This is a genomic window from Burkholderia sp. BCC0397 (assembly GCF_902832865.1).
Lineage (GTDB): Bacteria > Pseudomonadota > Gammaproteobacteria > Burkholderiales > Burkholderiaceae > Burkholderia.
The window spans coordinates 145,271-169,636 of record NZ_CADFDL010000010.1; the positions used below are offsets into that span (position 1 = coordinate 145,271).

The 24,366-nt window shown below is 69.2% G+C and carries 19 protein-coding genes and 2 riboswitches; of the genes, 7 read left to right on the plus strand and 12 right to left on the minus strand.

Features of this window, described 5'->3' with window-relative positions; all coding sequences use genetic code 11:
• On the minus strand, positions 1 to 1,089 hold the full coding sequence (cobW, locus tag HWX03_RS26640) for a cobalamin biosynthesis protein CobW (protein WP_175873288.1): 1,089 nt from the start codon (positions 1,087 to 1,089) through the stop codon (positions 1 to 3).
• Positions 1,090 to 1,415: 326 nt separating this feature from the next.
• A riboswitch (cobalamin riboswitch) is annotated at positions 1,416 to 1,681 on the minus strand.
• A gap of 189 nt (positions 1,682 to 1,870) precedes the next feature.
• Here cobW and HWX03_RS26645 point away from each other — a divergent pair.
• From HWX03_RS26645 to HWX03_RS26665, 5 genes are all read left to right on the plus strand, one after another.
• A complete protein-coding gene (locus HWX03_RS26645; protein WP_244132791.1) occupies positions 1,871 to 3,973 on the plus strand; it encodes a TonB-dependent siderophore receptor in 2,103 nt (700 codons plus the stop codon).
• A 69-nt stretch (positions 3,974 to 4,042) separates the two neighbouring features.
• Positions 4,043 to 4,280, plus strand: a riboswitch (cobalamin riboswitch).
• Between the two features lie 109 nt (positions 4,281 to 4,389).
• Positions 4,390 to 5,199 carry a uroporphyrinogen-III C-methyltransferase gene (gene cobA, locus HWX03_RS26650; RefSeq protein WP_244132792.1) on the plus strand — a complete coding sequence of 270 codons (810 nt, stop codon included), beginning with the start codon at positions 4,390 to 4,392 and terminating at the stop codon, positions 5,197 to 5,199.
• Positions 5,196 to 5,573: a cobalamin biosynthesis protein gene (locus tag HWX03_RS26655; RefSeq protein WP_175873290.1), complete on the plus strand. Its 378-nt coding sequence runs from the start codon at positions 5,196 to 5,198 to the stop codon at positions 5,571 to 5,573. The genes cobA and HWX03_RS26655 overlap by 4 nt, the downstream gene beginning before the upstream one ends.
• Positions 5,574 to 5,607: 34 nt before the next feature.
• Complete coding sequence (gene cobO, locus HWX03_RS26660; RefSeq protein WP_006476035.1) at positions 5,608 to 6,210, plus strand: cob(I)yrinic acid a,c-diamide adenosyltransferase; 603 nt, start codon at positions 5,608 to 5,610, stop codon at positions 6,208 to 6,210.
• Positions 6,211 to 6,212: 2 nt separating this feature from the next.
• Positions 6,213 to 7,517: a cobyrinate a,c-diamide synthase gene (locus HWX03_RS26665; RefSeq protein ID WP_175873291.1), complete on the plus strand. Its 1,305-nt coding sequence runs from the start codon at positions 6,213 to 6,215 to the stop codon at positions 7,515 to 7,517.
• A gap of 91 nt (positions 7,518 to 7,608) precedes the next feature.
• On the opposite strand, the gene HWX03_RS26670 is transcribed toward HWX03_RS26665, so the two are convergent.
• From HWX03_RS26670 to HWX03_RS26680, 3 genes are all read right to left on the minus strand, one after another.
• Entirely contained in the window at positions 7,609 to 7,908 is a 300-nt protein-coding gene (locus HWX03_RS26670; RefSeq protein ID WP_175873292.1) for a type II toxin-antitoxin system RelE/ParE family toxin, read from the minus strand.
• Positions 7,898 to 8,143 (minus strand): type II toxin-antitoxin system ParD family antitoxin, encoded by a 246-nt coding sequence (locus tag HWX03_RS26675; protein ID WP_175873293.1) that lies wholly within the window; start codon positions 8,141 to 8,143, stop codon positions 7,898 to 7,900. The genes HWX03_RS26670 and HWX03_RS26675 overlap by 11 nt, the downstream gene beginning before the upstream one ends.
• Positions 8,144 to 8,257: 114 nt before the next feature.
• Positions 8,258 to 9,421 carry a M20 aminoacylase family protein gene (locus HWX03_RS26680; RefSeq protein ID WP_175873294.1) on the minus strand — a complete coding sequence of 388 codons (1,164 nt, stop codon included), beginning with the start codon at positions 9,419 to 9,421 and terminating at the stop codon, positions 8,258 to 8,260.
• A 330-nt stretch (positions 9,422 to 9,751) separates the two neighbouring features.
• Between HWX03_RS26680 and HWX03_RS26685 the strand changes: the two genes are divergently transcribed.
• Together HWX03_RS26685 and HWX03_RS26690 are read left to right on the plus strand one after the other, a co-directional pair.
• A complete protein-coding gene (locus HWX03_RS26685; RefSeq protein ID WP_175819850.1) occupies positions 9,752 to 10,828 on the plus strand; it encodes a type IV toxin-antitoxin system AbiEi family antitoxin in 1,077 nt (358 codons plus the stop codon).
• On the plus strand, positions 10,797 to 11,702 hold the full coding sequence (locus tag HWX03_RS26690) for a nucleotidyl transferase AbiEii/AbiGii toxin family protein (protein ID WP_175873295.1): 906 nt from the start codon (positions 10,797 to 10,799) through the stop codon (positions 11,700 to 11,702). The genes HWX03_RS26685 and HWX03_RS26690 overlap by 32 nt, the downstream gene beginning before the upstream one ends.
• Positions 11,703 to 11,750: 48 nt before the next feature.
• Here HWX03_RS26690 and HWX03_RS26695 read toward each other — a convergent pair whose 3' ends face one another.
• The 8 genes from HWX03_RS26695 to HWX03_RS26730 all read right to left on the minus strand — a co-directional run bounded on the left by HWX03_RS26695 (position 11,751) and on the right by HWX03_RS26730 (position 24,358).
• Positions 11,751 to 12,167 carry a type II toxin-antitoxin system VapC family toxin gene (locus tag HWX03_RS26695; RefSeq protein ID WP_175873296.1) on the minus strand — a complete coding sequence of 139 codons (417 nt, stop codon included), beginning with the start codon at positions 12,165 to 12,167 and terminating at the stop codon, positions 11,751 to 11,753.
• The gene (gene vapB / locus HWX03_RS26700; RefSeq protein ID WP_175819853.1) at positions 12,164 to 12,427 is read right to left on the minus strand and encodes a type II toxin-antitoxin system VapB family antitoxin; all 264 of its coding nucleotides are present in this window, start codon (positions 12,425 to 12,427) and stop codon (positions 12,164 to 12,166) included. Before vapB ends, HWX03_RS26695 begins: the two co-directional genes overlap by 4 nt.
• A gap of 252 nt (positions 12,428 to 12,679) precedes the next feature.
• Entirely contained in the window at positions 12,680 to 13,696 is a 1,017-nt protein-coding gene (locus tag HWX03_RS26705; RefSeq protein ID WP_175873297.1) for a GNAT family N-acetyltransferase, read from the minus strand.
• Positions 13,696 to 14,535, minus strand: a complete 840-nt coding sequence (locus HWX03_RS26710) for a N(5)-hydroxyornithine transformylase PvdF (RefSeq protein WP_175873298.1) — start codon at positions 14,533 to 14,535, stop codon at positions 13,696 to 13,698. Before HWX03_RS26710 ends, HWX03_RS26705 begins: the two co-directional genes overlap by 1 nt.
• A gap of 87 nt (positions 14,536 to 14,622) precedes the next feature.
• Entirely contained in the window at positions 14,623 to 16,887 is a 2,265-nt protein-coding gene (locus HWX03_RS26715; protein WP_175873299.1) for a TonB-dependent siderophore receptor, read from the minus strand.
• 22 nt (positions 16,888 to 16,909) lie between these two features.
• Positions 16,910 to 18,286, minus strand: a complete 1,377-nt coding sequence (locus HWX03_RS26720) for a lysine N(6)-hydroxylase/L-ornithine N(5)-oxygenase family protein (RefSeq protein ID WP_175873300.1) — start codon at positions 18,284 to 18,286, stop codon at positions 16,910 to 16,912.
• Between the two features lie 32 nt (positions 18,287 to 18,318).
• On the minus strand, positions 18,319 to 19,350 hold the full coding sequence (locus HWX03_RS26725; protein ID WP_175873301.1) for a GNAT family N-acetyltransferase: 1,032 nt from the start codon (positions 19,348 to 19,350) through the stop codon (positions 18,319 to 18,321).
• The gene (locus HWX03_RS26730) at positions 19,340 to 24,358 is read right to left on the minus strand and encodes a non-ribosomal peptide synthetase (RefSeq protein WP_175873302.1); all 5,019 of its coding nucleotides are present in this window, start codon (positions 24,356 to 24,358) and stop codon (positions 19,340 to 19,342) included. The genes HWX03_RS26725 and HWX03_RS26730 overlap by 11 nt, the downstream gene beginning before the upstream one ends.
• Positions 24,359 to 24,366: the final 8 nt, after the last annotated feature.

Sequence of the window (24,366 nt, forward strand, 5' to 3'; positions counted from 1 at the left end):
TTACGCCTGTTGCAGCTCGGCCGCGCACGCGGCGTCGAACGCGCGTTGCAGCGCGGCCGCGTCGAGATCCTCGCCGATCAGCACGAAGCGGCTCGCGCGCGTTTCGCCGTCCTGCCAGCGGCGGTCGAAATAGCTGTCGAAGCGGCGGCCGACACCCTGGATCACGAGCCGCATCGGCGCGCCGGGCAGCGCGGCAAAGCCTTTCGCGCGATAGATCGTGTGCGCTTCGACCACGCGCTGCAACGCGGCGATCGTCGCTTCGCGCGTGCCGGCGTCGCCCGACACCACCACCGAGTCGAAATCGTCGTGATGGTGATCGTGATCGCCGTCGTCGGCCGAGCCGTGATGGTCGTGACGCAGGTGGATCGTTTCCTCCGACGCCGATTCGAGGCCGAGCAGCATCGCGAGGTCGAGCTCGCCGCGCGTCGCGCGCACGATCTTCACCTGCGGCGGGATCTCGTCGCGGATCGCGGTTTCGATCCGCGCGAACTCGGCGTCGCCGACGAGGTCGGCCTTGTTCACGATCACGAGATCGGCGGACGACAGTTGATCGGCGAACAGTTCGTGCAGCGGCGATTCGTGGTCGAGGTTCGGATCGGCGCGGCGCTGCGCGTCGACGGCCTGCGGGTTCTCCGCGAACTGGCCGCTCGCGGCGGCCGGCCCGTCGACGACGGTCACGACCGCGTCGACCGTGAAGCTGTTGCGGATCGTCGGCCAGTTGAACGCCTGCACGAGCGGCTTCGGCAGCGCGAGGCCCGACGTCTCGATCAGCACGTGATCGATGTCCGCGCGGCGCTCGACGAGCGCTTCCATCACCGGATAGAACTCTTCCTGCACGGTGCAGCACAGGCAGCCGTTCGCGAGTTCGTACAGCTGGCCCGATGCTTCGCCCTGTGCGCCGTCGGCATCCTCGCAGCCGATGCCGCAGCCCTTGAGGATTTCGCCGTCGATGCCGAGCTCGCCGAATTCGTTGACGATCACCGCGATACGGCGGCCTTCGGCGTGCTGCAGGATATGGCGCATCAGCGTCGTCTTGCCGCTGCCGAGAAAGCCCGTGACGATCGTGACGGGAAGCTTGCGTAGGGTCATGGTAGGTCCGGTGACGAGTATGGAATCAGGACGGGATCGTCGCGTCGGTGGCGGCGCGGCCATTCACGGGACGGTACGCGGGAAGGTCACCGCGCAGTCCGGCCGGACAGCCGCGGGACGGGCGGAACAACGAATCGGGCATGGTGCTTCCTTGCGAACGGTCGACATCGTGAATGCCAACACGGCTGCCGCGGCCTCGCCGGCGCCACCTGCCGTCCATCGTGCCGGCCGGGCGCATTCGCGCGCGGGCAGATCGACGGAGACAGCGGGAAACACCGGGCGTCGGGCCTGCTGCGGCCGTGGACGATGCGCCGCCTCCCCGCGGCGCTGAACCCCAACGTTTAGGCCGGTATCCGGGCTGACGAACACGCCGCTTCGCCTTCCCGGATACGCGCGGCATCCAGTGGCGGTCGTCCGCATGCGCATGGCATGCGGCGAAGCGGCGCTGCATCGCGCTGCGCGCGACGCGTTCGCTTACCGTTGCGGGGGCAGCACAGGTTGGCTCGACTGCGGCGCAGGCAGGCTCCCTGTTTCCCGTTTAACTGCGTGCACCGGAGCGGCGCGCGCGAGCACCAAAACGCGTGCGAGTGTAGGCGGCGGTGCGGGGAGCGTCAAGGCGAGCGGCCGGCGGCGAATGCGAATGATTGTCGTTTTCAATTAAACGGGATAAACTTCGCCTGACAAAAAACGCAAACAAACGCGCAACGGCAAGGTGAGGCAATCACTCAGTCATCCTTAAATTTCCATGTCGAAACGACAGATATCCGGGCGGCGCTTTCCTGTGCTGGCCCTGTCGCTGTGCTCGATCGCCGGCGTTGCTTCCTGCCCTGCCCCGGCGGCCGAGTTCGACGACGAACTGCCCGCGGTCGAGGTGCGCAGCCGACGCCATCCAAACGATCCGCGCGCCGAAAGCGTGAGCACGGCGACCCGCACCGCGAGCGATCCGCGTGACATCCCGCAAACCATCGACAGCGTCCCGGTCGAGGAAACGCTGTCCTATGGCGGCCGCACGCTGGCCGACGCGCTGGCCGGCGTGCCGGGTGTTTCCAATACGTCGGATACGCGCTTCGATTCGTTCCGCATTCGCGGTTTTTCCGCCGCGGGCGACCTGCTGCTCGACGGCATGCGCGACGACGCGCAATACGTGCGCAGTCTCGGCAACATCGAACGCGTCGAAGTGCTGAAGGGGCCGGCGGCGGCGCTGTACGGGCGCGGCAGCGGCGGCGGCGTCATCAACCGGATCACCAAGCAGCCGTTGCCGGAAAACTTCGGACATGTGTCGGCGGCAACCGGAAGTTATGGACGGCTCGGCGCCACGGTCGACCTCAACCGGATGCTGTCGAGGGCATGGAGCGTGCGGCTCAACGCCGGACGCGAACATGCAGGCAGCTTCCGCGACCATGTCGACGGCACGCGCCAGTACGTCGCGCCGTCGATCAAATGGCAGGACGCGCGGCGAAGCTGGCTGCTGCAGTTCGAATACGACACGTACCGACGCGTGCCCGATCGCGGCATGCCGGCGCCGGTCGCCGCGGTCGACGCGGCCGGCAAGCCGTTCGCGTTTTCGCTGCCGTCCGCGCCGCGCGCAACCTTCTTCGGCGCGGCGGGCCGCGACACCATCCGCGACGAGAACATGAACTGGCGCTCGGTCTTCACGCACGCGCTCGATGGCGACTGGGAGCTGCGCCATACGCTGGGCGTGCTGGATTTGCGCAGCACCTTCGACAATACCTACGTCACGCAAAGCTACGTCACGAAGCCGCGCGACTACCGGCACGTGCAACGGGCGCGCTACCTGCAGGACATGACGCATCTCAACGTGCAGACCGGCGTCGAACTGGGCGGCAAGGTCGCGACCGGACCGGCCTTGCATCACCTGCTGTTCGGCATCGAATACGGTTGGCAGAAACGCAGCCCGACGCTCTGGCAGGCCGACGCGACACCGGTTCCGATTACCGGACCGGATCGTCTCGCACCGGTCGGCTCGACGCCGCGCCCGTATGCGATGAACCGCCATCGCGTCAGCGACTACGCAATCTTCGCGCAGGATCGCATCGACCTCGGGCGAGCGTGGAAGCTGCTCGGCGGCCTGCGCGGCGAACGTTTCGACGTCGATTCGACCAACGTGCTGAACGCTCTGCGTTCGCGGCGCACGACGACGGCATGGAGCCCGCGGCTCGGCGTCGTGTGGTCGCCGGTCGGCGCGCACAGCGTGTATGCGTCGTACAGCAAGAGCTTCGCGCCGGTCGGCGGCGACCTGATCGGCATCACGCCGGACGCGCGCGGCAACGCCAACGATCTCGGCCCGCAATACAACCGCCAATACGAGATCGGCGTGAAAAGCGACTGGCGCGGCGGCGCGCTGAGCACGACGCTCGCGCTGTTTCAGCTCGATCTGTACAACCGCCGCGTCGCCGACCCGGTTCGGCCGGGTTTTTTCGACCTCACCGGCCTCGAGCGCAATCGCGGCCTGGAACTGGGTGTCGCCGGCCGGCTCACGGGCGACTGGTTCGTCCGCGGCGGCATCGGCTGGCAACGCGCGCGGGTAGTCGACGCCGAGCCGAAGTATGCGGGCAAGCGGTCGGCTGGCGTGTCCGGGTCGAACGGCAGCCTGTTCGTCAGCCATGCGCCGCTGCGCGGATTTTTCGCCGAACTCGGGCTGGTGTACGAAGGGGCGCGTTACGCCGATCGCGACAACCTGCTCGAACTGCCCGCCTACGTCCGTTGGGACGGCAAGGCCGGATATCGCACGCGCGACCTCGAGGTGACGCTGGCGGCCGTCAACCTCACCGATCGCGACTACTACGCGAATGCGACGGGCCTCGCGCAGATCATGCCCGGTTCGCCCCGCACGTTCACGCTGACGGCGGCGTACAAGTTCTGACCTCGCGGGCCGCGCCGACGCCCCGCGCAGCCGGTCCGCCGGGCGGCTGGTGCGTTGCACGCCTGTGCTATCGTATGCGCCGCGTTCGGTGCTCGCATGCGCATTCCGTGCATGCAGTTAAACGGGAAACAGGAGGCGGATATCCGCCCGGCCTGTGCTGTCCCCGCAACGGTACGCCGCCCGCGCCACGCGCTTTCCCGCGCGTGCGCCCAGGCCGCCCGCGATGCCACTGCCCTTCGACCGGGCGGGAAGGCTGCGACCTGGCAAGCGGCCAGCCCGGATACCGGCCGACGCAAGGGGCGAGCGCGATGCTCGCCGAACGCCCGATCCGCGGGGGACGGATGGGGTGCGTATTCCACTCGCGTTCGCGCGGGTTTCGCCCGATCCGTCATGCACTGCCTGCCCGCCGGCCGCCGATGTGCCGCCCGCCTTTCCTGTTCCACTGTTTCGACACGGTGCGCGCCGTGCCGCGCGCGATGAGCCGCGCATGGCTCGTCGGCGCCGGCCCCGGCGACGCCGACCTGCTGACGCTCAGGGCCGTGCGCGCGATCGCCGCGGCCGACGTGCTGCTCGTCGACGATCTCGTGAACCCCGACGTGCTGCGCCATGCGCGCGCCGATGCGCTGATCGAGCACGTCGGCAAGCGTGGCGGCCAGGCGTCGACGCCGCAGCAGGCGATCGTCGCCGCGATGCTCGCGCACCTGCGCGCGGGCCGCAGCGTCGCGCGGCTCAAGGGCGGCGATCCGTTCGTGTTCGGCCGCGGCGGTGAGGAACTGGTCGCGCTCGGCGCGGCGGGCTTTCCGGTGGAGGTCGTCAACGGCATCACCGCGGGCATCGCCGCGCCGGCCGCGCTCGGCATTCCGGTCACGCACCGCGGCGACGCGCAGGGCGTGATCTTCGTCACCGGCCACGGCGCGGGAGCCGACGAGCCCGACTGGCGCGCGCTCGCGGCCACGCGCATGACGATCGTGATCTACATGGGCATCCGCCGGCTCGACGCGATTGCCGCGGCGCTGCGCGACGGCGGCCTGCCCGGCGACACGCCGTGCGCGGCAATCGAGAACGCCACGCGCCCCGAACAGCGTCACGTACTCGCGACGCTCGATACGATCGTCGAACGCGTGGGTGCGACCGGCATCGGCTCGCCGGCGATCGTCGTGATCGGCCGCGTCGCGGCGCTCGCCGACGATCCGGCGGTGCGTGCGGCGCTCGGCGGACGCGCATGATGCGCGTCGCGCTCGGCGTCGGCTTTCGCGCGGGCGTCACGGCCGCGCAACTCGATGCCGCGATCCGCGCCGCGCTCGCGCGCTACCCGGCCGCCGAACCGGCGCTCGTCGCGACGCTCGCCGACAAGGCACGCGCCCCTGCGCTGCGCACACTGTGCGCGCGCCGTGGCTGGCCGCTCGTCGCGTTCGATGCGGCGCAACTCGCGAGCCGTCCGGAACTGGCCGCGAGCGGCCCGTCGGACGCCGCGCTGGCCCGCTTCGGCATCGCGGGCGTGGCCGAGCCGTGCGCGCAGCTCGCCGCGCCGTACGGCCGGCTGCTCGGCCCCAAATCCATCCGGGACGGCGTGACGGTTGCGCTCGCCGGCCCGCTTTGAACCCATTGCTTCGCTTTCGACAGGACGATTCCCGATGAAGACCGATTCCGAATCCCATCAGCGGATGGCCGAACGCCGCCGCGCCGGCCACGAGAAGAAGCAGGCCGCCGCCACCCAGGAGAAGGGCCTGCTGATCGTCCACACCGGCAACGGCAAGGGCAAGAGCACGGCCGCGTTCGGGATGGCCGTGCGCGTGCTCGGCCACGGCATGCGGCTCGGCGTCGTGCAGTTCATCAAGGGGGCGCTGCATACGTCCGAGCGCGACTTCCTCGGTGCGGTCGCGGAATGCGATTTCGTGACGATGGGCGACGGCTATACGTGGAACACGCAGAACCGCGACGCCGATATCGCGACCGCGCGCAAGGGCTGGGACGAGGCGCGCCGGATGATCGAAAGCGGCGACTACCGGATGGTGATCCTCGACGAGCTGAACACCGTTCTGAAGTACGAATACCTGCCGCTCGACGAAGTGCTCGCGACACTCGTCGCGCGCCCGGAGTCGGTGCACGTCGTCGTCACCGGGCGGCACGCACCCGATGCGCTGATCGATGCGGCCGATCTCGTCACCGAAATGCGGCTCGTCAAGCATCCGTACAAGGAGCAAGGCGTGAAGGCGCAGCGCGGCGTGGAGTTCTGAGCATGCCGGCCTGCCCCGCGCTGTTCGTCAGCGCGCCCGCGTCGGGCCAGGGCAAGACGTCGGTGACGGCCGGCCTCGCGCGGCTGCACCGCCGGCTTGGCCGCCGCGTGCGCGTGTTCAAGACCGGGCCCGATTTTCTCGATCCGATGTTGCTCGAACGCGCGAGCGGCTCGCCGGTGCATGCGCTCGATCTCGGGATGGTCGGCGAGGCCGGCTGCCGCGCGCTGCTCGCCGAAGCCGCGCGCGACGCGGACCTGATCCTGATCGAGGGCGTGATGGGGTTGTTCGATGGCACGCCGAGCAGCGCCGATCTCGCGGCCGCGTTCGGCGTGCCGGTCGTCGCGGTGATTTCGGCGAAGGCGATGGCGCAGACGTTCGCGGCGATCGCCTTCGGGCTCGCGCGGTTCCGGCCGGAACTGCCGTTTCATGGCGTGCTGGCCAATCGCGTCGGCTCGGCGCGGCACGCGCAATTGCTGCAACAGGCGTTGCCCGACGACCTGCGCTGGCTCGGACACGTGCCGGCCGATGCGGGCATCGCGCTGCCGGAGCGGCATCTCGGCCTGCATCAGCCGGCCGATATCGACGATCTCGACGCGCGGCTCGAGCGCGCGGCCGACGTGCTCGCGCAGACGGCGCTGGCCGACTTGCCGCCGGCCGTCGCGTTCGCGGAACCGGACGTGGCCGCGCCGCTGCCGCGCGCGCTGGCCGGCAAGCGGATCGCGGTGGCGCGCGATGCGGCGTTTTCGTTCATCTACCCGGCCAATCTCGCGCTGCTGGATGCGCTCGGTGCGACGCTGCGATTCTTCTCGCCGCTCGCCGACGAACCCGTGCCCGACGATTGCGACGCGCTGTTTTTGCCGGGCGGCTATCCGGAACTGCATGCGGCGACGCTTGCCGGGAATGCCGCGACCGCACGGACGATTCGCGCGCATGCGGCAGCCGGCCGGCCGATCGTCGCGGAATGCGGGGGGATGGTGTATCTGTGCGAATCGCTGACCGACGTGGATGGCTCGACGACGCCGATGCTCGGCCTGCTGCCGGGGCAGGCGACGATGCAACGCCGGTTCGCGGCGCTCGGCATGCAGCAGCTCGATACGCGCACCGGGCCGCTGCGCGGCCATACGTTCCACTATTCGCGGCTCGCGACGCCGCTGGAACCGGTCGCGAGCGCCGCGCGCCCCGACGGCGCGCCGGGCAGCGGCGAAGCCGTCTATCGCAGTGGTGCAATCGTCGCGACGTACATGCACATGTACTGGCCGTCGAATCCGGATGCGGTCGTGGCGTTGTTCGGCGGGGACGCGTTCTAGACTGATCGATGCCGTGCCTGCATCGGGGCGGCACAAAGCCTGTCGGGACTGAGCGTCGCTTTGTAGCGACTACGGCATTCGACGCGCGCGACTACAGATGTCGCTCGATGTCCATCCGCTGATGCAGGATACGGATGACGTCGATGGTTTCATCCGTTTCGCGATAGAACACAACGTGAGAGCCAGCGGGGTATCGGAAATACCCGTCGCGAACAACGCAAATCCGCCCCGTTTTTTTGCCGCGCGCCAGCGCTTCCATGGTGCCAATCAGATCGCGGTGATAGTGCTCTGCCTGCTCAGGCGACCAATGCTCGGCGGTATAGCGCCAAATGTCTTCAAGATCGCGCTCAGCCAACGGAGTCAGCCGAAGTTGTCTGCCTTTAACCGCCATGCGTTGCCCGCATGCGGGCCAGGAAGGCCTCGCTGTCGAAGGGCTTGGGTGCCCCGGACGCCTCACCAGCCTTCAATGCTTCCTGCAACGCACGCATTTGCGTTTCGTGTGATTCGAGAAGCCGCAACCCGGCTCGCACGACGTCACTTGCGGAACCATATCGCCCCGATCGCACCTGAGCATCGACGAATTCGGCAAAGTGATCGCCAAGGGAAACGGATGTGTTTCGCGACATGAGTCACCTCCTTTCGAAGCGGTCATCATATACCAATTTTTGGTACATTTCGCATGCAGCTCCTACGAAGTTGGGCCGATGGTCGGCCCGGTACCGCATGTCTTGCATCCTCCGTCACACCAGGAACGCCTCGGTCAGCTTGACCCAGTACGACGCGCCGGTCGGCAATGCCGCGTCGTTGAAGTCGTAGCCGGGGTTGTGCACCATGCAGCCGCCCTCCCCGTCGCCGTTGCCGATGATCAGGTAGCAGCCCGGCCGTTTCTCGAGCAAGAACGCGAAATCCTCGCTGCCGGTGAGCGGCACCATTCCGTCGATCAGATTGGCTTCGCCGACCCATTCACGTGCGACGCTGCGCGCGAACGCCGTCATCTCCGCATCGTTCACGAGCACCGGGTAGCGGCGTTGATAGTCGATCGTCGCGGTCGCGCCGAACACGGCTGCCTGCGCATGCACGACCTCCTTGATGCGTGTTTCGAGCAGGTCGCGCACGTCGGGCTTCAGCGCACGCACCGACAGGCGCATCTGCGCGCGATCGGGAATCACGTTCGGCGCCTCGCCCGCATGGATCGCGCCGACCGTGATGATCGCCATGTCGAGCGGCGACACGTTGCGCGACACGATCGTCTGCAGCGCCAGCACGATCTGCGCACACACGACGACCGGATCGATCGCCCGGTGCGGCACCGCGCCGTGGCCGCCGCGGCCCTGCACGTCGATGACGACGGTATCCGACGACGCCATGAACGACCCCGGCAGGAAACCGAATTTGCCGGTCGGAAAGCCCGGCATGTTGTGCATCGCGAAGATCGCGTCACATGGGAATTGCTCGAACAGACCCTCGTCGAGCATCTTCTTCGCGCCGCCGAGCCCTTCCTCGGCCGGCTGGAAAATCAGGTTCAGCGTGCCGGAGAAGCGGCGTTCGCGCGCGAGGTGCTTCGCGGCCGCGAGCAGCATCGCCGTGTGGCCGTCGTGGCCGCATGCGTGCATCTTGCCCGCGATCGTGCTCTGGTACGGCAGGCCCGTCGCTTCGTGGATCGGCAGCGCGTCCATGTCGGCGCGCAGACCGAGGCGCTGCTTGCCGTCGCCCACCTTCAACTGCGCGACGACGCCGGTGCCGCCGAGCCCGCGATGCACGGTGTAGCCCCATGATTGCAACTGCTCCGCGACGAGATCGCTCGTCGCGAATTCCTCGAAACCCAGTTCGGGATGGGCGTGGATGCGGTGCCGGATCTCGATCATTTCGTCGGCGAGGCCTGCGGGGATCACGCTGTGCGTCACGGTGTCGTCTCCTGAAGTGCGGTGGGGAATGTGCAGGCAAGGATAGTCAGTTCGACGGCAACCGGGCAGACGGATAGTCGTCGCGGTAGCAACTGATGGTTGCCATACGTTGCCATGCGGGCCGGCCATTCGGATGACTGCCGCGGAGGAACCGAACACGCGAAACTTCGCGCTCCACCTCGATTTTCCGCTCAGGAGGCGCCGGCGATGGCCGTTCGAATATCGGAAATACTGCCAGCACATCAAAGGCTTGCGAATTTTTGTTCATTTTTTGACGCTTGTACATTTTTTGTGTACGCTGATAAAAAAGTGAACAAGCGATCCGCCTTGATGCCCAAGAACGCCACTCTCCCGATGTCGGAACAGCACGTGCTCGACGAAGCGTGCGCCGCGTTCGGCCGCGTAACCCGGCGCTTCAATGCGCGGCCCGTGCGCGTGCCGGCGGCATACCGCGCGCGTGCCGACGCGATGATCCGCTTCGACGTGGCGGGACAGGTAGTGGAGATGCCGGTCGCCGTGAGCCTTCGCGTGGAATCGCTGGCCGGCGCGCTCGCGGAATTGCGTCGCCGCGGCGGTGGGACCGCGCCCGCCTCCGGCGAGCGGCCGCTGATGCTGGTCGCGCCCCACCTTTCCGCCGAACTGGCCGCCGGGCTGATCGACCAGGGTATCCCGTTTCTCGACACCGCCGGCAACGTATGCCTGATCCAGCCGGAAGTGACCGTCATGATCGCGGGCCGGCCGAAACCTGCCCGCACGCCGCGCCGGCAGGCGTCCCGCGCGACCACGCCGAAGGGGCTGGCCGTGATGTTCGCGCTTGCGACGCAGCCGGGCCTCGTCGCGCAGCCGTATCGGGAGATTGCCGCCGCGTCGGGCGTCGCGCTCGGCACGGTCAATCTCGCGATGGACGATCTGATCGCGCGCGGCCTCGTCGGGCAGCGCCGCAACGGCGAGCGCCTGATTCCCGACTGGCCGCGCTTCGTACAGGAATGGGTCGCGCTGTACCCGAGCCGCTTGCGTGCGAAGCTGCCCGCCCGGCGGTTTGCTGCGCTCGCCCCCGACTGGTGGCGCGGCTTCGATTTCGCGGCCTTCGATGCGCAACTCGGCGGCGAGCCGGCGGCCGATCTGCTGACGCACGACCTGAAACCAGCCGCGATCACCGTTTATACGCACGGCGCCGTGCCGAACCGCCTGCTGCTGCAGGGCCGCCTGCGTCCGGACGCGCGCGGCGACGTCGAAATCCTGGAAGCGTTCTGGCCGCGCTCGCCGACGCTCGACTGGCGCGAGCAAGATGTGCCGCTCGTGCCGCCGCTCCTGATCTATGCGGATCTCGTCTCGTCCGGAGACAGCCGCAATCTTGCCGCCGCCGAACATATCCATGACCGATACCTCGCTCACCCGCCCGCTTGAAGTCGATGCGAGCCGGCCGCTCGAGCCGGCGGCGGTGGCGCTGCTGCAGTCGGTTGGCGCGGCCTGCACGCAACTCGACGCGGCATTCGTCGTGGCCGGCGCGACCGCACGCGACCTCCTGATGTGGCATGTCCACGGCATCCGGCCAGTGCGTGCGACGCGGGACGTCGACGTCGCGGTGTGTGCGGTCAGCTGGCCGTTTCATGAACGGCTCGTCGATGCGCTCGTCGCGACCGGGCAATTCGCCCGCGCGCCGAAGCATCAACAGAAACTGCTGTTCGAAAGCGGCATCCCCGGCTTTCGCACCGAGCTCGATCTGGTGCCGTTCGGGCCGCTCGAAGCGCCTCCCGGCGAAATCGCATGGCCGCCGGGCGGCGACTTCGTGCTGAACGTGCTGGGTTTTCAGGAGGCGGTCGATACCGCGCTGTCCGTGTCGATCGGCGCCGGCATCACGGTGCCGGTGGCGAGCCTGCCGGCGCTCACGCTGCTGAAGCTGCTCGCGTGGAAGGACAGGCGCGCACGCCAGAACAGCGACGCGTACGACCTGCTGTTCCTGCTCACGCATTTTCACGATGCGGGCAATCGCGAGCGCATCTGGGATGTCGCGCCCGACCTGCTCGAACGACATGGTTTTCAGCCGGCGCTGGCGGCAGCGGCGCTGCTCGCGCGCGATGCGAAGCGGATCGCGTCACCGCACACGCACGATGCAATCCGCGCGCTGTTGTCCGACGAAGCAACTTACGCGACGCTCGGGCAGGATCTGCAGGCCCGCGCGTTTGCGCTGTTGCCGGGTGAATTCAGCGATGACGCCGAGAGGTATCTCGACGCGTTTCGCAACACCTTCCTCATTGACCCGCCCGCCCTGCACGGGTGACGCGCCGCTGCGGGACAGCCGCGCGATCGGGCATTCGCCCCGCCGCGCTCAGGCTACCCAGTCTTCGAGCGACAACCCGGCGACACGGCCGAACTCGCGGCCGTTGTTCGTGACGAGCACCGCACCGGCCGCGATCGCGTGCCCGGCGATCGACGCATCGTTCGCGCCGATCGGCGTGCCGCGTACGGCGAGATCCGCGCGAATCGCGGCGGTGGCGTCGACTGCCGCGGAATCCCACGACAGCACACCATCCAGCCGCGAAACGAACGCCGTCACGAGTTCCGCATGCTTCGGGGGCGCTTTCTTGCCAACCGCGCCAAAGCGCATCTCGGCATAGGTAACGGCCGACACGACGATCCGGTGCTGCGCGTTGACGCACGATTGCAACCGCGACAGCACCACGGGCGGCCGCTCGCGCATGATGAACGAACAGATATTCGTATCGAGCATGTAGAGCGTGGTCACCGGCTGGACTCCGTCGGCGCATCGGCGTCGCCGGACAGGTCGAAGCGACCGGGCTCGATGACGGCCGGGCGTTCGGCAAGGAAATCGGCATCGGCCACGGGTTCGTTCGCGAACGACAGCCACGTGGGACGTACCGGCCGCAACAGCAGCGTATCGCCCTCGCGGCGGATCTCGAGTTCCGTGACGCCCTCGAACTCCATGTCCTTCGGGATGCGGATTGCCTGGTTACGGGCGTTCTTGAAAATGGAAACGGTGCGCATGAGCCACTCCATGGGAGTACGATGCGCCCATTGTAGACATATGCTGGCATATGTCAATTTGGCGGGAGGCGAATTCGCCGTCGCGTCCCACGTTGTCGAGGATGTCTGATTCATGCTGCCGGCCTGTCGTCGATGAGAGGAGCGATCCATTCTTCATGACGCAGGCCGCGCGGTCCATATACCGGACGGCCAATGCATGCGCATCGCAAGGCCGCGCACACCGTCGCACCGACGCTGTGCGCCCCGCCCCCGTCACGGCAACCGGAAAGTGTCAAAGAACGTATCGCGCTCGATCACCGTGAGCGCCGCGCGCTTGTGCGGGAAATCGAATTCCTTCAGCGTGTAGAACCCGAGCCGATGCATGTACGCGATATGCCGCACGTGGTCGACGCGCGGCTCGCCGACGAGCCGCTGCGTACGCGGTTCGTCGACGAACATGTAGTGCAGCACCCCGCTCCACCACGCATGCAGCTTGCCGGCGCTCTGGAAACGCGAGTCACCGATCAGCAGGTGCAGCCCGCGATCGTAGTCGTGCGCGTCGTAGAACGGCGCGAGGCGGTCCTCCTTCGCCCAGTAGAACTCGAAATAGCCGAACGGCGTGTCGTCGAAATAGCCGATCATCGGATGCATGTGCGGGTCGGCCAGCCGTTCGGCGAGATATGCCGCATGCTCGTCGAGCGTGCCGCGCTGATCCCAGAAATGCGCGACGCGATCGAGGTTCATCCAGTCGCTGAACAGTTGCGCATGCGCGTCGATGTCGACGGTGCGCAGGCTGAACGTCATGCCGACCTGCGGCATATCGCGCGCATAGATCTCGCCGGCCGGCGACGGCGGCCGCACCGGATGCCGGTGGCCGTTCGTGATCGCGTAGCGCAGCGGCATCCCGCCCGACGCGGGCGCCTTCAGCCACGGCCGCGGATTCTGCCAGAACGTCGTGCGCGACACGGTGAGCCGCAGCGTGTCGCCCGCGACCTGCGCGCCGTCGATCACGCCTTCGCGCACCGCCCGCGCGACGTACGATGCCACGGCCGCCGCATCGGCGCCGCCGAGCGGCACCGAGATCGTCGCCGCATCGTGCCGCGTGTCGGTGTTGAACAGCGCGACGAACGTCGCGAGCAGCGCGTCCGGCGCGTCGTCGGGCCGCCATGCGTCGAGCGCATGCTCGACGACGGCCGCCGCCTGCCCGTGCGCGGCGCCGTCGAGCGCCGCGGCCACTTCACCTTCGACGGCGTCGGCTGCGCCGGCCGGTTTCGTCAGCGTGTCTTGCATCACAGTGCTCCCGCGTCGTGGCGATCGGCGAGCACGTGCAGCCCGCGTTCGAGCGCCGGAAACAGGCTGCGCTGGAAGTTGTTCCAGCGCAGCTCGAGGATCGTGTCGTCCGGCGCGATCGGCGTGTCGAGCACGTCGCAAATCACCTCGCCGGAATCGATACCGTTGTCGACGTAGTGGAACGACGCACCCGTCATCGTCACGGGTTCGATGGACGACGTCGCGCCGGTGGCCCAGTCGACCCGTTCGCCGCGTGCGCCGTGCAGCGCGTCGAGCGTCGCCCACGCGCCGCGCCGCTGGTACGGCGAAGCGTCGGCCGTGATGCCCGGGTGGATGTTCGCGATGCGCCGGTGAAAGCGCGCGCCCGGCCGCACGAGTTCGTCGAGGATCACGAGCAGCCCGTCGAGCACGACGATGTCGGCGTCGAGTTCGAGCAGGCGTTCGAGCAGGCGGCGCTCGAACGCCTGTTTGCCGGCCACGCGCTCACGCGCGTCGCGCGGCAGCCGCCGGTACGTCGACGCAATCGTGCAGAACAGTTCGTCGATGGGCCGGCCCTGCACCGTCAGGCCTTCCGGCAGGATCCACGGGCGGCCCGGCGTGCGCGTGAAACCATAATCGGCCACTTTCGCGCGGTCGGCCGGCGAGCCGTCGTCGTCGTCGACGATCACGCCCTGGAGCGTGTAGCGTTCGCCGAGCGGCGAATCGTTCAGGCGCTCGACGAGGAATTCGAGCGGCGCCTTCATGTAGCGCGTGCCGCCCCGATAAGCGACCGGCTGGCCGGCGCGATCGGCCGCGCCGTTGCGCAGCGACTGGATGTAGACGAGATTTTTCTTCGGCATGGAGGCGTCGTGGAAAAAGCGGACGAAGGCGCCGCGGCCGGCCCGCGCCGGCCACGAAGGCCGGCCGGCGCGCCGCGGCGCGCGACGTCACCAGTTGTATTTCGCGGTGGCGATCACCGTGCGGTCGGTCCCGAAAATGCAGACGTTCATCGACTGGCAACCGCTGATGTAATGGCGGTTGAACAGGTTCGTCCCGTTCACGGCGAAGCGCCAGTTGCGCGTGTCGTAATGCAGGCCCGCATCGAACAGCGTGACGCTCGAGACCGTCAGCGAGTTGTCGGCCGCACCGGCCGACGCGCTCTGGTAGCGAATGCCGCCGCCGAGGCCGAAGCCGGCGAGCGGCCCCGTGTACCAGGTCCAGTCGGTCCACAGCGATGCCATCTGGCGCGGCCGCGGAATGTCGACCGGCCAGTTGTTCAGCGAGACGTCGTTGGCCTGCACGTTCTTCACGTCCTGATAGACGTACGACGCGATCACCGACAGGTTCCGCGTGACCTTGCCGGTCGCGCTCAGTTCGATCCCGCGCGAGCGCACCTCGCCCGTCTGCACCGACTTCGTGCCGGTCGTGTCCTGGCTCGGCAGCGCCGACGTGAGCACGTTGGTCTGGTTGATCTGGTAGATCGCCGCGTTCAGCATCAGGTTCTTGCCGGGCGGCTGCCAGCGCAGGCCGGCTTCGATCTGCTTGCCGCGCGTCGGCTGCGGCAGTCCGCCGCCGACCAGGTTCACGCCGATCAGCGGATTGAACGACGTTGCATAGCTGATGTACGGCGACAGCCCGTAATCGCCCTGGTACGTGAGGCCGACGCGGCCGGTGAACGCCGTGACGTCCGCCTTCGTCGACGTGCCGCCCGCACGATCGTCCATCCGCATGTTGACCCAGTCCTCGCGACCGCCGAGCGTCAGCGTCCAGCGGTTCCACTTGATCTGGTCCTGTGCGTACAGGCCGAACGTGTTCATCGTCGTGTACGTGTTGGTGCGGAACGTCGAGTCGGGTGTGAACACCGCCGTCGTGACGGGCGCGTACACCGGGTTGTAGAGGTTCAGCGTCGGCGCGGCGGCCAGCCATTCGCTGTCGGTCGCGGTCTGCCGGTTGTACTGGAAGCCGAGCAGCAGCGTGTGCTGCAGCGGGCCCGTCGCGAAACGGCCCTCGAGGTTGTTGTCGATGTCGAAGCGGCTGTAGTTCATCTGGAACACGCCGGCCCAGCGGTTGACGGTGGTCAGCGTGTCATCCGAGAAGCCGTTGCCGAACACCGACCCGTTGTCGAGCGACAGGTGCATCAGGCGCGTGTTCTGACGGAACGTCCAGGCCGGCGTCAGGTTGCGCTCGAACTGGTAACCGACCGACCACTGCTTCTTGCGGTAGTAGTTGAAGTTGCCGTCGCCTTCGTAGATGTCCTTGTTGATCTGGCCGTTCGGGTTCGGCAGCACCGTGCCCTGCGCGGGCAGGAAGTTCGACGAGATGTCGCCCCAGTCCTGCAGGTAGGTCGCGGATAGCGTCAGCGACGTATCCGCGTCCGGGCGCCAGCGGAACGACGGCGCGAGCGCGACGCGCTGGTCGTTGTTCGGGCCCGTCAGCGCGTTGCCGTCGCGCGCGACGCCGACGAACCGGTACGCATACTTGCCGTCCGGATCGAGCTTGTCGCCGACGTCGATCATGAACTGCTTGCGCGCATAGTTGCCGATCTGCACGCCCGCTTCGCGCACGCGCTCGCCGTCGGCGAGCTTGGTGTGCACGTCGATGATCGCGCCCGGATCGCCCGCGCCGTACAGCACCGAGGTCGGCCCGCGCAGCACGCTGATGCTGTCGATCATGTACGGATCGACGCGCCAGCTCGCGAGGTTGATCGTGTTCGGCACCTGCAGCCCGTTCACGTAGGCGGTCGGCGTGAAGCCGCGCAGCGCCGCGTACCAGTCGGAGCGGTTGTCCGACCCGTACGACGAGAAGCCCGGCACGTAGCGCAGCGCCGCGTTCACGTCGGTGGCGCCGGTCATCTCGATCTGCTGCGCGGTGACGATGTTGATCGTCTGCGGGATCTCGTTGAGCGGTGTATCGGTCTTGGTGCCGGTCGTGCTGCGCTTCGCGACGAGCCCGACCGTGCCGTCTCCCGCCGAGGCCGCGTTGACGGTGATCGCCGGCAGCGTGCCGTTTTGCGCGGCGGCCGACGTATTCGCCGTCGCGCCGTTTTGCGCACTGCTGGCCGACGCCGCGGCGCCTGCGTTCACGGCCGGCGCCGTCTGCGCGTAGGCGTGCCCTGCCGCCGCCGTACCGAACGCCACGCTTGCCGCGGCTGCGATCGCACGCAAACGCGTGCCTGTTGCCCACTCCATCTTCTTCTGCTCCACTTTTTTCATGCGGTCTCCGACCGCGCCTTTGTCAAAGAGCGAAAGCCATCCGGCCTGCGCTCACCCCGTTGTTCGGTCGTTTTTCGTGCGCTGCCCGGGCCGCGCCTTCGTCATGCGCGGGCGCGATCCCGTCTTCGAGCGACGCGCAGATTTCGTCCGCGCGGCGCGCCAGTACCGACAGCAGCGTGTCGGACAGGCCGTGGCTGTCTTCGCAGCAGCCTTGCAGATAGATGCGCGGCGCGAAGTGCTCGGGCGTCGCGAGCAGGTAGTCGCGCGTGACGTCGCCGCGCGTGAGCGCATCGCCCAGATGCGGCGCGAGTCCTTCGAGCAGCGCCGAATGCGTGTCGCGGCGGTAGCCGGTCGCGAGCACGAGCGCATCGAAACGCTCGACGCGCGTGGCGCCGCTCATCCGGTCGCGCAGCGTCAGCTCGATGCGGCCGTCGGCGGTGCGCACCGCGGCCTCGATCGCGCTGTTCGCGAGCAGCGCATGACGCGGCGTGCCGTCGATGCGCTGCAGGTACAGCATTTCGTAGATCTGCTCGATCAGCGGCCGGTCGACCACCGCGTAGTTCGTGTCGCGATAGCGCTCGAGCAGCGCGCGGCGCGCGTCGTGCGGCTGCGCATAGACGACGTCGGTGAATTCGGGGCTGAAGATTTCGTTGACGAACGGGCTATCGTCGGCCGGCTTCAGCGCGCCTGCACGCATCACGAGGTTCGCGTCGACGTGCGGGAAGCGGCGCGCGAGGTCGATGAACACCTCGGCCGCGCTCTGCCCCGCCCCGATCACCGCGACACGGCGGCGCTCGCCGTCGGGCGACGCGACGAGCCGGTCGATGTCGGTCAGGTACGACGACGAATGGATCACGCGGTCGCGGCCGAGCGCGGCGAACGCATCCGGAATCGCCGGCGTGCCGCCGACGCCGACCGACAGCGCACGCGTGACGCGCTGGCGCTCGTGGCCGGCCGCGTCGCGCGACAGCACGCGCAGCGCGTCGATCTTCGCGCCGTCGCCGCGCACCGGTTCGATTCCCAGCACGGTCTCGCTGTAATGGACGCGATCGTCGAACGCGTCGGCCACCCAGCTCAGGTAGTCGTGGAATTCGACGCGGGTCGGATAGAAGTTCTTCAGGTTGACGAATTCGTTCAGCCGGCCGCGTTCGAACAGGTAGTTGATGAACGTGTAGCGGCTTTTCGGATCGCGCATCGTGACGAGATCCTTCAGAAACGAGATCTGCATCCGGCAGTCGTCGAGCAGCATCCCGCGATGCCAGCCGAACTCCGGCTGGCGCTCGATGAAGCAATGGGCGAGCGTGTGCGCACCGCCGCGCTCCGCGAGGCGCACGGCCAGCGCCAGATTCGACGGCCCGAAGCCCACGCCGATCAGGTCGAATACGGTTTCTCTCTGCATGTCTCAGTTCCCTTGTCGGTGAATCCGGCCCGTCAGACGTGACGGCCGGAGAAGAACGTCTCGCGCAGCGTGCGCATCCACAGCGGCTGCGCGTCGGCCAGTGCGAGACGGCGCTGCCGCGCGAAGCCATGCCGCGCGAGATGGTCGGCAACCCGCGTGTGGCCGGCCGGAACGGCACAGCCGACCGCTTCGGTACGCAGGTCGTCGAGAAACAGGTAATGCACGACGGACGGCAGCCAGCCGGCCACGCGGTGCGGGCCGCGCCAGCGCGGCTCGCCGACCAGCATCCGCAGCCCGCGGTCGTAGTCGCGCGCCGCGACGTGCGGCGCGAGCGCGTCCTCCTTCAGCCAGAACGCTTCGAAATACGCGAACGGCTCGCCGTCGAAACAGCCGACGAGCGACGTCACGTGCGGATCGGCTTCCTGCGGGCCTTCCGCGCCGCATGGCGCGGGCTGTGCGCCCGGCCAGCCGTCGCGCACGCGCGGCTCGTCGAACCAGCGCGCGAGCCGTTCGGCGTCCTCCGCCGGCTGCCAGCCGCGCAGCGTGAAGCGCACGCCGAGCGCCGGCAGGTCGCGCGCGTAGACGTCGCCGCGCGGCGCGGGCGGTCGGCGCGGATGACGCCGGCCGTCGGTGAGCGTCGGCAGCGTCGCGCACGGCAGAGGTGGGCCGACGCGCCACAGGTCGGCCTGTTGCGCCCAACCGTCGCGCAGGCAGCGGCCGCCGTCGGCGAGCACGCCGCTCGCGCGCAGCGCGTCGAGCGCGACCGCCGGCCACGCGGCCGGGTCGAGCCGGATCGCCGCGTGGCGCGCGCTGTCCGAGAACGCCGCGGCCAGCGCGGCCAGCAGCGCCCGCCGCTGGTCGGCCGGCGCCGCGCGATGGTTGTAGGCGACGAGGCGCAGCGCGCCGTCGTCGCCGAGCTGCGCGCGCAGCAACTGCGCGCCGATGCCGTCGCCCTGCGCGACGCGGATCTCCGCGCCGTCGCGCACGGCGAACAGGCCGTCCGCGAACGCGAGGCGGTAGGTATCGAGCATCGTGAATCCGTCCGGACGCACCTCAGCCAGCATGGCGCGCCTCCTGTCCCGTTTCCGCTTGCGCATCGAGCCGCGCGCCGAGCGCCGCGAGCGTCGGCGCCGCGAACACGTCGGCGACCGTCAGCGCGTGACCGGCACGGCTTGCTGCGTCGACGAAGCGCACGACGTCGAACGACGTCGCACCGGCTTCGAACAGGTTCGCGTCGGGCTCGGGGGCGGCCGTCGCGAACGTGTCCGACCACAGCGCGGCGAGCACGGCGGCGGCATGCGAAGGCATTGCGTTGTTCCGTGTTTCCGCATTCGCGTGGGCGCCGAACGCAGCGCGCGTGGCTGCGCGCGCATCGGGCGCGCCGAGCGCGGCCTCCGACGCGCCGGCGAAACGTGCGACTTCGTCGTGATACAGATCGACGAGCGTCTCGACGAAATCGCGTGCGAGCAGTTCGTCCGCATACGAGAACGCGGCGCTCACGCGGCCGTCCGGATGCTCGACGACGTCCAGCTCCAGCGTGAACACGACGCGATGGCGCACGTCGTCGAATTCGGCCAGCGACAGGCCGGCCCAGTCGCGCGCGGCGGCGCCGGTCGGGCGCAGGTAGTTGAACATCACCTGGAACAGCGGATTGGCCTGCGCGGCACGCGGCGCACGCAGCGCGGCCACGACGTCGGCGAACGGCACGTCGGCATGCGCATACGCGGCGAGCGCCGTGTCGCGCACCTGCGCCAGCACGTCCGCGCGGCGCGCGGCGGGGTCGAGCAGCGTGCGCACGACGACCGAGTTGATGAACAGGCCGAGCGCGGCGCGGGCCGCGTCGCCGGTGAGTTCGCGCGTCGACGCGAGCACGCCGACCGGCTGGTCGGCCGCGCCCGTCGCGCGGAACAGCGCGGTATTGAGCGCCGCGTGCAGCAGCATCGGCAGCGTGGCGTGGGAGGCCGACGCGGCGTCGCGCGCGGCGCGAATCAGTTGCGCATCGAATTCGAACGCGATGCGGGCCGCGCGCCATTGCGGCACGGCCGGCGCGTCGGCGCGCTGCGGCAACACGCGCGACGGCAGATCGGCGAGCGCATCGCGCCAGTACGCGACACGGGCCGGATGGCACGGCGCGGGCAGCACGAGCGGGACGGCCGGTTGGACGACCGGTTGGGCGGCCGGTTGGACGGCTTTATCGGCCGGCACGGCGCGGCGCTGCACGCGGGCGACATAGCGGGCGCGCACCGCATCGAGCCACAGCTCGATCGATTCGCCATCCGACACGATGTGGTGGATCGTCACCGACAGCACGTGATCGTCCGCACCGAGCCGCAACACGCGGGCGCGCCACAGCGGCGCGTCGGCCGCGAGGTCGAACGGCGCGAGTGCATCCGCGTCGGTCAACGCGGCCGCGCGGGCCGGCGCATCGGCTTGGGCCGACAGGTCGATCAGCGGCAGATCGACGGCAACGCCTGCGTCGATCCGCTGGCCCGGCAGCGCGCCATCGCGGACGACGAGCCGCGCACGCAGCGCCGGATGCACGGTCGCCGCATCCGAAAACGCCGCGCGCAACGCATCGACATCGAGCGGGCCGCGCACGCGCAGCGCGACCGGAATGTTGTACGCGGCGCTGTCCGGCTGCGCGCGCCACAGGAACCACAAGCCGAGCTGCGCGGGCGACAGCGGCCACACGCCGTGTGCGTCCGGCTTGACCACCGCGACGCCCGGCGCCGCGGCGCCCGCCTGCGCGGCGCGCGGCGCATCGGCCACCTGCAGCGCGTACTGCGCGAGCACCGGCGCCTCGAACAGCGCACGCACCGGCACGTCGCGGCCGAGCCGTTCGGCCACGCGCGTCGCGACGCGCACGGCCGCGAGCGAATGGCCGCCGAGATCGAAGAAGTGATCGCCGCGGCCGACGCGCTCCAGGTTCAGCACGTCGCACCAGATCGCCGCGAGCGCGGCTTCGTCGCCGTCGTGCGGCGCCGCGTACGCACGTTCGACGCGCACCGGCGCCGGCAGCCGCGCACGGTCGACCTTGCTGTTCGCGTTGCGCGGCAGCGCGTCGAGCACGATCAGTTGCGCGGGCACCATGTAATCGGGCAGCGTGCGGCGCAGATGCGCGTCGAGCGTCGCGGCTTCGACCGGCTGCGCGGCCGCCTGCGCATCGGCGGTCAGTTCGACATACGCGACGAGCTGCGCGAGCGCGCCCTGCCCGTGCACGACCGCGCATGCTTCGCGCACCGCGTCGTGCGCGGCGAGTTGCGCTTCGATTTCGCCGAGTTCGATGCGCAGGCCGCGCAGCTTCACCTGATGATCGACGCGGCCGATGAAATCGAACACGCCATCCGCGCGGCGCCGCACGAGATCGCCGGTACGGTACAGTCGCGCGCCCGGCGCGCCGTACGGATCGGGCACGAAACGCTCGGCCGTCAGCGCCGGACGATCGAGGTAGCCGCGTGCGACGCCGATCCCCTCGCCGCCCAGATACAGTTCGCCGATCACGCCGACCGGCAGCGGATGCAGCCGCGCGTCGAGCACGTGCGCGGTGCGCGCGCCGACCAGCGTGCCGATCGGCAGATACGCGGCGTCGCCGAGCTTCGCGAGATCGTCGCTGGGACGGAACATCCACAGCGTCGGCGTGATGACCGTTTCGGTCGGGCCGTAGCCATTGACCACGCGCACGTTCGGCAGCGCGCGACGCAGCATCGCGAACGCCTCGCGCGACGTCGCCTCGCCGCCGACGGTCAGCGAACGCAGCGTCGGCGGTGCGCCGTGCGCGAGCGCCCATTCGGCGAGCTGTGCCGCGCAACCGGGCGGCACGTAGGTCATCGTCACGCCGTCGCGGATCATCATCGCGCAGGTCTGCGCGGGCGGCCACAGCACGTCGGCCGTCACCGACACGGCCGCGCCCGACATGTATTGCGAAAACCAGCCTTCGTGCGCGCCGTCGAAATTGACCGACTGGAACAGCAGGAACACGTCGTTCTCGCTCGCGCCATAACGCTCGGCGATCGCCGCGCAATGCAGCGCGAACGACGCATGGTCGACGATCACGCCCTTCGGCTTGCCGGTCGAACCCGACGTGTAGATCGCATACGCCGCGTGACCGGGCAGCACGTCCGGCAGCGCGACGTGCGCGGCGGCGTCGAGCGCATCGATCGCATCGATCGCATCGGCGCGCCATACGCGCAGCGCCGGCAACTCGGGCAGCGACGCGGCGCTCGCGGCGTCGGTCAGCACGTGCGCGATGTTCGCATCGCCGACGATCTGCGCGAGCCGTTCGCGCGGGTGAGCCGGATCGAGCGGCACGAACGCGGCGCCCGACTTCAGCACCGCGATCAGCGCGACGAGCAGGTCGACCGAGCGCTGCAGCGCGACGCCGACGCGCATCTCGGGCCGCACGCCGGCCGCCACCAGATGGCGCGCCAGGCGCGCGGCACGCGCATCGACTTCGCCGCGCGTCAACGCGCGATCGATATCGGCGACGCCGCGTGCACCGGGCCGCGCGTGTGCATGCGCGGCGATGCGCGCATGCACCGGGACGAACGGCTCGGCAGCGGTCGCGCCGTCCGGCGCGTTCCACGCGAAGAGCTGCGCGCGCTCGTCGGCGGGCAGCCAGTCGAGATCGCCGATCGGCTGGTCGGGGCGCGCGAGCGCATCGGTCAGCAGCGTGACGAAGCGCGCGGCCAGCCGTGCGATCGCATCCGCGTCGAACAGGTCGAGCGCGTAGATGAAGGCGGCGTCGAAGGTGCCATCCGGTGTCGCTTCGACGGACAGTGTCAGGTCGAATTTCGCGGACGGCGTGCCCGACGGCAGCAACGCGGCCGACGCCGCGCCGAGTGCCGGCAGCGCGCGGCGTTCGCCATACGCGGCCATCACCTGGAACAGCGGATGGTGGCTTGCGCTGCGCGGCACGCCGAGCGCGTCGACCACTTGCTCGAACGGCACGTCCTGGTGCATCTGCGCGTCGACGAGCGCGCGCTGCGTATGCGCGACCAGCGACGAGAAATCGCCGTGCGCGGCCACGTCGACGTCGATCGCGAGCGTGTTGACGAAGAAGCCGATCAGGCCGGCGACTTCCGCGCGCTCGCGGTTCGCGGCCGGCACGCCGACGCAGATCCGTGCGTCGCCGGTCGCGCGCGCCAGCAGCGCATCGAGCGCGGCGAGCAGCACCGCGAACGGCGTCGCGCCGGACGCGGCCGCGAACGCGCGCAACCGCGCACCGATGCGCGCGTCGAGCGCAAACACATGGCGCGCGCCGCGCGCACTGCGCCGCGCCGGCCGCGCGGTCGCGCCCGGCAGCGTCAGCACGCCGCGCTGCGGATCGAGCCGCTCGCGCCAGAACGCGAGCTGACGGTCGCGCTCGCCGGCGTCGAGCCAGCGGCGCTGCCACAGCGCGTAGTCGGCGTACTGGATCGGCAGCGGCGCGAGCGGCACCGGCTCGCCCGACGCATACGCGCGATAGAACGCCGCGAGTTCTTCGAGCATCACGCCCGACGACCAGCCGTCCGACACGATGTGATGCACGGTCAGGGCGAGCCAGTGATGCGTCGCGTCGATGCGAATCAGATGTGCGCGCACGAGCGGCGCCGTGCCGAGATCGAACGGTTCGGCTTCGTCGGCCGTCGCGACCGCTTCCGCGCGCGGCACGCGTTGCGCGTCCGGCAACGCGTCGAGATCGGTTTCGCGCCACGGGCAGCGCAGCGGCGCGTGGATCGTCTGCGCGACGCCGTCCTGCGCTTCGTCGAAGGTCGTGCGCAACGCTTCATGGCGCGCAATCAGTGCATCGCATGCGAGGCGCAGCGCATGTACATCGAGCGGGCCCGTCAGCGCCAGGCGCTCGGTGATGTGGTACGCGTCCGGCGCATCGATCAGCCGTGCGTGCAGCCACAGCCGCGTCTGCGCGAACGATGCCGGCACGCGGTCGCCGCGTGGCGTGCGCGGCGGGATCGGCAGCACGCGGAAGTCGATGCCGGCCGCGCCGAGCTTGTCGATGAAAACCGCGCGCTGCGCGTCGGGCAGTTGCGCGAAACGCGTCGCGAGCGCAAGCCAGTCGGGTTGAACCTTCGTCATCCGTCGTC

Excerpts from the sequence above, each read along its gene's own strand:
- cobW (WP_175873288.1), bottom strand. The coding sequence starts at position 1,089 with ATGACCCTACGCAAGCTTCCCGTCACGATCGTCACGGGCTTTCTCGGC.
- cobA (WP_244132792.1), top strand. The coding sequence starts at position 4,390 with ATGTGCCGCCCGCCTTTCCTGTTCCACTGTTTCGACACGGTGCGCGCC.
- HWX03_RS26655 (WP_175873290.1), top strand. The coding sequence starts at position 5,196 with ATGATGCGCGTCGCGCTCGGCGTCGGCTTTCGCGCGGGCGTCACGGCC.
- cobO (WP_006476035.1), top strand. The coding sequence starts at position 5,608 with ATGAAGACCGATTCCGAATCCCATCAGCGGATGGCCGAACGCCGCCGC.
- HWX03_RS26665 (WP_175873291.1), top strand. The coding sequence starts at position 6,213 with ATGCCGGCCTGCCCCGCGCTGTTCGTCAGCGCGCCCGCGTCGGGCCAG.
- HWX03_RS26670 (WP_175873292.1), bottom strand. The coding sequence starts at position 7,908 with ATGGCGGTTAAAGGCAGACAACTTCGGCTGACTCCGTTGGCTGAGCGC.
- HWX03_RS26675 (WP_175873293.1), bottom strand. The coding sequence starts at position 8,143 with ATGTCGCGAAACACATCCGTTTCCCTTGGCGATCACTTTGCCGAATTC.
- HWX03_RS26685 (WP_175819850.1), top strand. The coding sequence starts at position 9,752 with ATGCCCAAGAACGCCACTCTCCCGATGTCGGAACAGCACGTGCTCGAC.
- HWX03_RS26690 (WP_175873295.1), top strand. The coding sequence starts at position 10,797 with ATGACCGATACCTCGCTCACCCGCCCGCTTGAAGTCGATGCGAGCCGG.
- vapB (WP_175819853.1), bottom strand. The coding sequence starts at position 12,427 with ATGCGCACCGTTTCCATTTTCAAGAACGCCCGTAACCAGGCAATCCGC.
- HWX03_RS26705 (WP_175873297.1), bottom strand. The coding sequence starts at position 13,696 with ATGCAAGACACGCTGACGAAACCGGCCGGCGCAGCCGACGCCGTCGAA.
- HWX03_RS26710 (WP_175873298.1), bottom strand. The coding sequence starts at position 14,535 with ATGCCGAAGAAAAATCTCGTCTACATCCAGTCGCTGCGCAACGGCGCG.
- HWX03_RS26715 (WP_175873299.1), bottom strand. The coding sequence starts at position 16,887 with ATGAAAAAAGTGGAGCAGAAGAAGATGGAGTGGGCAACAGGCACGCGT.
- HWX03_RS26720 (WP_175873300.1), bottom strand. The coding sequence starts at position 18,286 with ATGCAGAGAGAAACCGTATTCGACCTGATCGGCGTGGGCTTCGGGCCG.
- HWX03_RS26725 (WP_175873301.1), bottom strand. The coding sequence starts at position 19,350 with ATGCTGGCTGAGGTGCGTCCGGACGGATTCACGATGCTCGATACCTAC.
- HWX03_RS26730 (WP_175873302.1), bottom strand. The coding sequence starts at position 24,358 with ATGACGAAGGTTCAACCCGACTGGCTTGCGCTCGCGACGCGTTTCGCG.